Origin of the sequence: Streptomyces sp. NPDC056480 (genome assembly GCF_042795405.1) — a bacterium.
GTDB lineage: Bacteria > Actinomycetota > Actinomycetes > Streptomycetales > Streptomycetaceae > Streptomyces.
Genome location: NZ_JBHTSA010000055.1, coordinates 41,635 through 51,823 on the forward strand (window position 1 = coordinate 41,635; position 10,189 = coordinate 51,823).

The 10,189-nt window shown below is 71.8% G+C and carries 6 protein-coding genes; 2 read left to right on the forward strand and 4 right to left on the reverse strand.

The window, feature by feature from the left end; translation table 11 throughout:
* Positions 1-53: 53 nt before the first annotated feature.
* From ACFQ79_RS23510 to ACFQ79_RS23525, 4 genes are all read right to left on the reverse strand, one after another.
* Positions 54-653 carry a DUF4328 domain-containing protein gene (locus tag ACFQ79_RS23510; protein WP_383586542.1) on the reverse strand — a complete coding sequence of 200 codons (600 nt, stop codon included), beginning with the start codon at positions 651-653 and terminating at the stop codon, positions 54-56.
* A gap of 183 nt (positions 654-836) precedes the next feature.
* The gene (locus tag ACFQ79_RS23515; RefSeq protein ID WP_383586544.1) at positions 837-1,640 is read right to left on the reverse strand and encodes a phosphatidate cytidylyltransferase; all 804 of its coding nucleotides are present in this window, start codon (positions 1,638-1,640) and stop codon (positions 837-839) included.
* Positions 1,637-3,397, reverse strand: a complete 1,761-nt coding sequence (locus tag ACFQ79_RS23520) for an aminotransferase class I/II-fold pyridoxal phosphate-dependent enzyme (protein ID WP_383586546.1) — start codon at positions 3,395-3,397, stop codon at positions 1,637-1,639. Before ACFQ79_RS23520 ends, ACFQ79_RS23515 begins: the two co-directional genes overlap by 4 nt.
* A gap of 225 nt (positions 3,398-3,622) precedes the next feature.
* A complete protein-coding gene (locus ACFQ79_RS23525; RefSeq protein WP_383586548.1) occupies positions 3,623-6,535 on the reverse strand; it encodes a glycoside hydrolase family 48 protein in 2,913 nt (970 codons plus the stop codon).
* Positions 6,536-6,806: 271 nt separating this feature from the next.
* Here ACFQ79_RS23525 and ACFQ79_RS23530 point away from each other — a divergent pair, with 271 nt between their 5' ends.
* Positions 6,807-8,375, forward strand: a complete 1,569-nt coding sequence (locus ACFQ79_RS23530; protein WP_383586550.1) for a cellulase family glycosylhydrolase — start codon at positions 6,807-6,809, stop codon at positions 8,373-8,375.
* 17 nt (positions 8,376-8,392) lie between these two features.
* Positions 8,393-10,150: a glycoside hydrolase family 6 protein gene (locus tag ACFQ79_RS23535; protein WP_383586552.1), complete on the forward strand. Its 1,758-nt coding sequence runs from the start codon at positions 8,393-8,395 to the stop codon at positions 10,148-10,150.
* Positions 10,151-10,189 lie beyond the last annotated feature (39 nt).

Consider the following 10,189-nt stretch of genomic DNA (forward strand, 5'->3'; position numbering starts at 1 on the left):
CACCGACCGAACGTAGAGAAGCCCCGGACGGGTCCGGGGCTTCTCCGCTTTTCTCAGGTCATGTTGAAGTACGGCAGGGGCCCGGCCGGCTGGGCGGCGGTCACCCGGCGGATCATCGCGATGGCGAGGATCGCGCAGAGGATGTTGAGGCTCTGGTCGACCGGGTTGCGATAGTCGAAGTGGTCGAGGACCAGGAAGTGGAAGGCGACCGAGAGCGGGCCGTCGAGGAGCCAGACGAACCACCAGGCGTTGATCAGCCAGGCGTCGCGCGGCGGGCCGCCGGCCCGGTGGATGTCCAGGGTGATGCGGCGCGGCAGCCACCACATGGCGAGCGGGATGGCCCAGGCGCCGATGGCGAAGCCCACCGGGTACTTGTGGCTGCCCGGCGCGAGGACCTCGGCGTTGCTGCGGACGCGGAAGAACCAGACGAGGAACGCGACCCAGCACGACACCTGGAGCACGGCCGGGAACGGCACCATGTCCTCGGCGAGCCACGGCGAGTCCTCGCCGCCGGTCGCCATGATGTAGACGTCGGTGAGGGCCTGGGTGGCGATCAGCGACTGGACGACGAGCGCCGGTCCGATCGGGTTGCGGAATCTGAAGCGCGGGCCCCGCACGGCGGCCGGTCCGACCGGCACGTTGTAGGCGTCCATGACATCCCCCCCGGGATACGGTGACGCCGCCGTGCGCGTCACGGCGGCGATGATCATCGGCATAGTAGGTGCGTTTCGGCCAGTACGTCCAAGGGTGGCGCCCTCCGTCCCCGGCCTGCCGGAGCGGACGCTCCGGGACGATCCCCCAGGTCCCCCGGGCCCCCGGTTCCACGTCCCTGCACCTCAGCCCAGGACCAACAGCACCGCCAGCGCGACGAGGAGGGAGTCGATCCGGTCGAGCAGACCACCGGAGCCGGGCAGCCAGCGCCCGGCGTCCTTCGCGTGGGCGCCCCGCTTGACCATCGACTCGAGCAGATCCCCGAGCGGGCCGCCGACCGCGACGGCCAGCGCCGTCTGCCACGTCAGGGACGACAGCGCGGCGAGCGCGCCGAGACCGGCCGCGGCCCCGGCCAGGGTGCCGCTCCACCGCTTGGCGGGCGACAGCGGGGAGAGCCGGGGGCCACCGAGACGGCGCCCCGCCGCGTACGCCACGATGTCGGCGACCGACACGGCCACGAAGAGCACCAGGCCGAGGACGCCCACCGACACGAGACCGGCCAGGACGCCCAGCCACACCAGCCCGAACAGCCCCGCCCCCAGGCGGCGCAGCCCGTGCTCCGCGTCGCCCGAAAGCAACGGCGCCCCGGCGATCACGAGCGCCCCGGCCGCCGCCACCCGGAGGACCTCCCCGGGTGCCAGCCAGACGGTCAGCACGAGCCCGACGACGGCCGTGCCGAGCAGCGCCCGGTCCACCGGACCCAGCCTCAGCAGCCCGCCGAACTCGGCCACGGCGACCACTCCCACCAGGGACGCGAGCACGGCGATCCCCGGTGGACCGCACCAGAACGCCGCCGTGACCAGCGGCACTCCGAGCGCCCACACGCACCAGCGGACCATCAGCTCACGCCGCCGGGTCGCCGCCACCGCGAGCCCCCCGACCGCCAGCGCACCGCCGAGGTGGGGCACGAGACCGGCGACCGTCGTCACCGGGAGACCCGCCCGCCGGACGCGCCCGACGCCACCGGCGCGCGCAGCGCCTCGAGAGCGCTCCGGCAGGCGGCCACGATCCGCGCGTTCTCCGCCGTGTCACGGACGGCGATGCGGACCGTCCGCCCCTCGTACGCCGGGGACATCGGCGACAGGTCCCGCAGGTACACGTCGTGGCGGCGGCACTCGCGCACCAGCCGGGCCGCGCTCGGCCCGTCCGGTGGCAGGGACACCGTGACGAAGTTCGCCACCCCCTCGTCGACCGAGGACAGCCCGTCGAGCTCCGCGAGGGCGGCGGCGAGCTCCCGGCGCAGTACGGCGGTGCGCGCCCGGCGTTCCGCGTAGTACCCGGGGTCGCGGAGCGCCGTCACGGCGGCCAGCTGGGCCGGCAGGCTCACCGGCCACGGCGGCGTCCACCGCCGCAACTCCCCCGCCGTGTCCGGGTCCGCCACCAGGTACGCGGCCCGCATCCCCGACAGCGCGTACATCTTCGACAGCGAGGTGCAGACCACGACCCGGGGGTCGACCGGGGCGAGCCCGGCCAGCGAGTCCTCGGGGTCGACGTAGCCCAGGTAGGCCTCGTCGATCCACCACCGGGTCCGCGCGGGCGAGGCCTCGATCACCGCGCGCAACGCGTCGGCGGGAGCGTGGCGGCCGGTCGGGTTGTTCGGGTTGACCACGACCACGAGGTCGTAGCGTCCGTCCCGGGTCGCGGCGGCCAGCCGGGCCGGGTCGAGCAGCCAGCCGTCCTCCCGGCGCAGCCGGAGCCGGTCGACCCGGCAGCCGATCACCCGCTCCGTGACGTGGGCGTACTCGCCGTAGCTCGGATCGATCAGGAGCACGCGGCTCCCCGCGGTCAGCCACCGGCCGAACGCCCGGAAGATCAGGTCGGACGAGCCCGCCCCGACGACCAGCGACTCCACCGGCAGCCCGCGGACCTCCGCGAGCTCCGCGAGCAGCCCCTCCGCCCCCGTCGGCGGGGAGGTCCGGGCCGCCCACCCCGGGTCCTCCGTCAGGACCTCGCGGACCCGGGGCGACGGCGGGAACCAGGCGTCCAGCACATCGGCGGGGACCACCTCGTGACGGCGGGCCAGGTCGCGGAAGTCCGTGCCGATCGCGGAGAAGAAGGCACCGCCGTGCTCACATCCGTCCGCACGCGGCGCGAACGGCACGTCCAGCTCCCAGTCGACGTCCGCCCGCAGCCGTTCCAGCGTCCGGCCGTGGCGCTCCGCGACCGTTCTCGTCAGCTCGGCCACGGAACCGCTCAGCACCTCGAACGAGACGGCACCCGAGCGGACCGTGCGCCCCACCGGCCTGAGCCCGGCGGCGAGGTACATGTCGAGCAGCTCCGTGCGGCCCATCGCCACCACGTGGCGGCCGCCCCGCGCGGCGACCCAGCGCAGCGCCGCGTACATGAGGAGCGGCGCGGCCGCGGTGGAGCGCCAGCGCTCCTCGACGGTCAGGACGCGGATCTCGAACGGCGCCTCCTCCGTCAGGAGCGGCAGCTCCTCGCGCGTCAGGTACTTGTCCAGGGAGTAGCGGCCCACCCAGGGCGGGGTCAGGCTGACGAAGCCGATCCGTGTCTCCCCGCGCGCGGCCACGAGGTACACGTTGTCGCCGTCCAGCCCGTCGCTCAGCCTCCCCGACGGGTCCACCGGGTGCTGCCCCAACTCCTCCGCGTACACCCGGTGGCGCAGCTCGTGGATCCAGTCGTGGTCCTGGGGCGTGGCGGTGCGCAGGTGCAGGGCGTGGGTCATGTGTCTCCCCCCGAGACGGGTGTGCGGTCGCGCATCAGCATGGAGGAGGCGGGATGGCGTGACCTGAGTACACGTACTCACCACGGAGTGCACGTACTCACCACGGAGGATCCGTGCTCACCACGGAGTACGCGTGCTCACCCGGTGCGTGGAAGACCGGGCGGTCCCCTTCTCGGGGTCCGCCCGGTCTCGTCGTACGCGGAGCCGCTCCGTGCGGGGCGGCTGCTATTCGAGCAGCTCCGCGTACGCGCCCATGGCCAGGGCGATGTCCGCCTGGGCCCAGAACCGGTGGTAGGTGAAGACGGGCGCGGCGCCGCCCGCCAGATAGGCCTCGATCTTCGGCCAGGCCGGGTCGTCCCGGTAGAAGCTGCGGATCGAGGCGAAGGTGGAGGAGCTGTTCACCGTGTCGCCGTTCGGCATGGTGCCGGTCCAGCCGTTCGGTACGTACACGGGGTCGTCGAAGCGGTTGTAGTCGGCGCGGGTCTCGGGGACGGCGATGCCCAGCGGGTCCTGGTGGTGGTCCCACATGCCGTCGAGGAGGGCCTTGGCGACGCGCGCGGCCTCGGCGTGGCCGGACTCGGCCGCGTAGTAGGTGAGGGTCTTGGCGTAGGCGGCGGCCACGCCGACGTCGTCGGTGTAGTCGGCGACGGTGACGTGCAGGCCGGCGTTGGTGCCGGGGTTCGCCGCGTTCCAGGTGTCGGGCGCGCCGGACCACCGGAGGGTGGAGGGGATGCGGTAGGTGCCGTCCGGGTTGACCGTGGTCTGGGACAGCGCCCAGGAGACCCACTTGTCGAGGACGGTCTTCGCCTGGGCGTCACCGGTCTGTCGGTAGTACTCGGCGACGCGCTCCATGGACCAGGCCTGGAAGCCGAACCACTGGTTGGACGCCGGGTCGTGGTAGACGGGCTTCTCGTCGTAGAAGAGGCCGTGGAAGGTGGGGGTGCCGGCCGGCGGGGCGGCGTAGCGGCCCTGCCAGCTGTTGGTGGCGCCGCCCGCGATGGCGCCCTCGTCGGACTGGAGCCAGCGGTAGAACTCCAGTTGCCGGTCGAGGCTGGTCGCCCAGTCGGACGCGCCCGTCGTCGACTTGGGCCTGAGCGGGGCGTACTCGCTGAGCGCGTAGGCGGCGAGCGGGTTCTGATAGCCGCTGTGGGCGTGGCTGGAGCCGATGCGCCAGGACCAGCCGGCGGAGGTGTCGGTCGCGCCGCCCCAGGCGTAGTACCAGGACATCAGGTAGTGCGCGCTGTCCTTGCCGGTGCCGGCGGGGCAGGCGGTGGGGCCGACGCAGTTCCCGGCCTTCTTGAAGTACTTGTCGAACATGGCGTACCGCAGGTAGTCGCCCATCCTGGCGGCCTTGCCGACGGTCGCGGAGACCTGGCCGCCCTTGCCCTGCGCCTTGGCCCAGAGGTCGGCCCAGTAGGCGGCCTGGACGGCGCGGGCGTCGGCGTCGGGGGCGTTGGTGAACTTCCACTGCTTGGCGTAGGAGGCGTCCCCCGTGAAGAGGTCGAGGTAGCCGTTCCGTCCGCCGTAGCCGAAGTCGTCGCAGGTGGGGTGGGTGACGGTCTCCCAGACGGACTCCTGGGGCCCGCGCTGGAAGGTGTTGATGTACGAGGGGCCGGTGGCCGTCGGACCGGCGGAGCACTTTCCTGGCTCGTTGCCGAAGCCGTAGACGTTGTCGACGTCCTGGATCCAGTGCATGCCGTAGATGTCGTCGGTGCCGTACGCGTTCCTGAGTTCGGCGGCGATCGGGTCGGAGCCCGAGGTCACTCCGGAGTCGAGCCGCGCCGGGTACTGCGAGGGCAGGTCCCACTCGGGGGCGTACGTGGCCGGTTTGGCGGCGTTGTACGAGCCGGTGGTGGGGGTGTCGGCATGGGTGGGGATCATGAATCTCTCCATGGTCTCCCAGGCGGCGTTGAACTCGGTCCAGTCGCCGGTGATCCTGCCGTACATGGCCTGGAGCCAGATGAGGTAGCTGTACGCCTCCGAGGTCGTCTCGTGACCGTGGTCGGGGGCCTCGACGATCAGCGTCTCGACGGAGTGGTACGGGATGCCCTCGGGCGAGAAGTAGCCGTTGGCCGGGTCGGTGATCTTCCCGTGGAGCTCGAGGAAGCGGGCGTCGTACGTGGAGTCCGCGGCCAGTTGGGCGACGGTGACCTCGGCCTTGGCGTGGCCGGGTGCGGTCGCGGTGAAGACGGCGGAGCCGGTGCCGGTGGCCGCGGCGGCGACGGTCACCTTCTGGGCGGTGTTCCAGTTCGCCGGGGTGAAGGTGAGCGAGGCGGGGGTCGCGGTGAGGGCGGTGGTGCCGGAGGTACGGGCGACGCTCACCGTGACGTCGGCCGTGGGGGCGGTGGAGAGCTTCAGGTCGAAGGTGCCGGTGGCCCCCTGGCGTACGCCGAGCCGGCTCGGGGCCGCGACGAGCGCGGGGCCGGCGGCGACGGTGATGCCGACGGGCGCGGACTCGGCGGAGGCGCCGAGGCTGTCGTAGGCCTTGGCGTAGAGGGAGTGGGTGCCGGTGGCGAGTCCGGCCGCCCCGAAGGTGAAGGGCGCGGTGGTGTCGGTGCCGAGGAGCGCGGTGTCGCTGTAGAACTCCACCTTGCTCACGGTGGCGTCGTCGGCCGCGGCGGCGGTGGCGGCGAGCGGCACAGCGTCGCCGGCGGTGAAGACGGCGCCCGGTGCGGGGCTGGTGAGGACGGCGACGGGCGGCTGGTGGGCGCCCGTGCAGGGGGTGCCGTCGACCGCGAAGGAGGTGGGAGCGGTGTTGGCACCGCTGTAGGTGAACTGGGCGCCGATGGTGGTGGCGGCCCCGGCGGCGAGGGTGCCGTTCCAGGAGGCGTTGGTCACCGTGACGTTCTTGCCGGACTGTGACCAGACGCCGCTCCAGCCGTTGGTGAGCTTCTGGTCGCCGGCGTAGGCGTAGGTGAGGGTCCAGCCGTTGAGCGCGGTGGTGGCGCGGTTGGTGAGGGTGAGCTCGGCGGTGAAGCCCGAACCCCAGTCGTTCGTCTTGTAGTCGACGCTGCACCGCACGTCGGCGGCCTGGGCCGGGGTGGCACCGACGGCCGTGAGACCGAGGGGGAGGGAGAGCGCGGCGGCCAGCGCGGTCAGTTGCCGGCGTGGTCGCGTGCGTGGTCGGAGGCGTGGCATGCGGGTGGTTCTCCTCGCGGCTCGGAGGTCGGGGGAGCGAAGAGCGAAACGTGCGCGGAGACAAGCCCTGAACCAGTGGGAGCGCTCCCACTGTGCAGTTGGGACGCATCGGCGTCAAGGTGCGTGAAGAGTCGAAGGCGATCGGCGGGCAATTTGCCCAACACCTCTTTTGCTTGGCGGCAGTTGACGCTACGGTCTGCCCGACCAGTGGGAGCGAATCCGTCCGGTCGGCACACCGTCAGGGGTGTGCCCTCGCTGCGAGGACTCGCTCATGCGACATCCCCCACGTCTGTCCGCGCTGCTCTCCGGAGCGGCGCTCACGATGGCGAGCACCGCGTTCGCCCTCATGGGTACGGCCTCAGGAGCCGCGGCCGCACCCGTCTGCACGGTGGAGTACTCGGTCGTCGGCCAGTGGGCCGGCGGCTACCAGGGTGCCGTCACCGTCACCAACGACAGCGCCGCGCTGAACGGCTGGAGCCTCGGCTTCGCCTTCCCGGCCGGCCAGGTCGTCAGCCAGGGCTGGGGCGGCAGGTGGTCCCAGTCGGGCACCAACGTCACGGTAGTGAACGAGAGTTGGAACGCCGTGCTCGGCACGGGCGCGAAGGTCACGGGCGGCTTCATCGCCTCCTGGTCGGGGACCAACGCGGCCCCGACCGCATTCACGCTCAACGGCACGCCGTGCTCCCCGGGCACGCCCTCCACTCCCACTCCCACTCCCACGCCCACGCCCACGCCCACCGATCCGACCACCCCGCCCACCACACCACCGACCACGCCACCCACCACCCCGCCCACCACTCCCCCGACGACGCCGACCCCGGTCTCCGGCGCGCCCGAACTCACCGTGTCCGGCAACCGGTTCACCGACCAGAACGGCGCGACCCGACGCCTGCTCGGCGTCAACCGCTCCGGCGGCGAGTTCATGTGCGTCCAGGGCCACGGCATCTGGGACGGTCCGGCCGACGACGCCTCCGTCAAGGCCATCGCCGACTGGAAGGCCGACACGGTCCGCATTCCGCTCAACGAGGAGTGCTGGCTCGGCCTGGACAACATCAGGCCCGAGTACCGGGGCGCGAACTACGTCAACGCCGTGAAGGACCTGGTCGGCAAGGTCCTCGCGCACGGCATGACCCCCGTGGTCGAACTCCACTGGACGTACGGCCAGTACACGGGCAACTCCGCGGGCTGCGCCGACGTCCACGCCTCCTGCCAGAAGCCGATGCCCGGCGCCCGGTACACACCGGCGTTCTGGACCTCGGTGGCGAACACCTTCAAGAACGACAAGCGGGTCGTCTTCGACCTGTTCAACGAGCCCTATCCGGACCGGGCGACCTCCACCGCGACCCAGGCCTGGTCCTGCTGGCGCGACGGCGGCACCTGCCCCGGCATCGGCTACGAGGTCGCCGGCATGCAGGACCTGCTGGACGCGGTGCGGGCCACGGGGGCGAAGAACCTCGTCCTCGTCCCGGGCATCGCGTACTCCAACGACCTGAGCCGGTGGCTCGCGTACCGCCCCACGGACCCGGCGGGCAATCTGGCCGCCGCCTGGCACGTCTACAACTTCAACACCTGCGCCGACGAGACGTGCTGGAACGACACCCTCGCCCCGGTAGCCGCCGAGGTTCCCCTCCTCGCGGGCGAGATCGGTGAGAACACCTGCGGACACGCGTTCATCGACCGCGTCATGAAGTGGTTCGACGACCGCGGCCTCTCGTACCTGGGCTGGACCTGGAACACCTGGAACTGCGCCTCCGGTCCCGCGCTGATCAGTTCGTACGACGGCACGCCCACCGCATTCGGCATCGGACTGCGCGATCACCTGCGCGGTCTCACCCCCTGAAAGGAACCCCCACCCGCATGAGCCGCACCAGCCGCACCGCCCTCCTGGCGGCCCTCGGCCTCATCACGGCCACCGGCGCCACCGCCACCGTCCTCGGCACCGCCACCGCAGGCGCCGCCGCCCCCGGCTGCAAGGTCGACTACCAGATCACCAACCAGTGGAACACCGGCTTCGGCACCAACGTGACCGTCACCAACACCGGTGACCCGGTGGCCGCCTGGACCCTCGAGTGGACCTACGCCGGCAACCAGCAGGTCACCCAGGGCTGGAACGCCACCATCACCCAGTCCGGCACCGCCGTCACCGCCAAGAGCCTCTCCTACAACGGGACCCTGTCCACCGGCGGTTCGACCTCCTTCGGATTCAACGGCTCCTACAGCGGCACCAACGCCGTGCCCGCGTCCTTCAAGCTCAACGGGGTCGTCTGCAACGGCGCCACCGAGCCGACGACACCCCCGACGACCCCGCCCACCACTCCCCCGACCACACCGCCGACGACACCCCCGACCACACCGCCGGCCGGCACCAGGGCCGACAACCCGTACGCCGGCGCCAAGGTGTACGTGAACCCCGAATGGTCCGCGAAGGTGGCGGCCGAGCCCGGCGGCACCAAGATCTCCAACCAGCCCACCGCGGTCTGGCTGGACCGGATCGCCGCCGTCAACGGCTCCGCCACCTCCATGGGCCTGCGCGCCCACCTCGACGAGGCCCTGCGGCAGAAGGGCTCCGGCGAACTCGTCGTCCAGCTGGTCGTCTACAACCTGCCCGGCCGCGACTGCGCCGCGCTCGCCTCCAACGGCGAACTCGGCCCGACCGAGATCGGCCGCTACAAGACCGAGTACATCGACCCGATCGCCGCGATCCTCGCCGACTCGAAGTACGCGGGCCTGCGGATCGTCACCACGGTCGAGATCGACTCGCTGCCGAACCTGGTCACCAACGTCTCGGGACGCCCGACCGCCACGGCCAACTGCGACGTCATGAAGGCCAACGGCAACTACATCACGGGCGTCGGCTACGCGCTCAGGAAGCTGGGCGCGATCGGCAACGTCTACAACTACGTGGACGCCGGGCACCACGGCTGGCTGGGCTGGGACGACAACTTCGGCGCCTCCGCCGAGCTGTTCAAGCAGGCCGCCACGGCCGAGGGCTCCACGGTCGCCAACGTCCACGGCTTCATCGTGAACACCGCCAACTACAGCGCCCTGAAGGAGGACCACTTCACGATCGGCGACAGCGTGAACGGCGTCTCCGTGCGCCAGTCGAAGTGGGTCGACTGGAACCGGTACACCGACGAGCTGTCGTACGCCCAGGCGATGCGCACCAAGCTGGTCTCGCTCGGCTTCGACAGCAGCCTCGGCATGCTGATCGACACCTCACGCAACGGCTGGGGCGGCACCGCCCGGCCCACCGCCGCGGGCCCGACGACCTCCGTCGACACCTACGTCGACGGCGGCAAGTACGACCGGCGCATCCACCTCGGCAACTGGTGCAACCAGTCCGGTGCCGGTCTCGGCGAGCGGCCCCAGGCGGCGCCCGCCGCGGGCATCGACGCGTACGTCTGGGTCAAGCCCCCGGGCGAGTCCGACGGCGCCAGCAAGGAGATCCCGAACAACGAGGGCAAGGGCTTCGACCGGATGTGCGACCCGACGTACACGGGCAACGCCCGTAACGGGAACAGCATGTCGGGCGCGCTGCCGGACGCCCCGATCTCGGGCCAGTGGTTCTCGGCCCAGTTCCAGGAGCTCCTGAAGAACGCCCACCCGGCGCTGTAACACCCCGCACGGACCCCGCGGCCGGCCGGACCTCCGGGT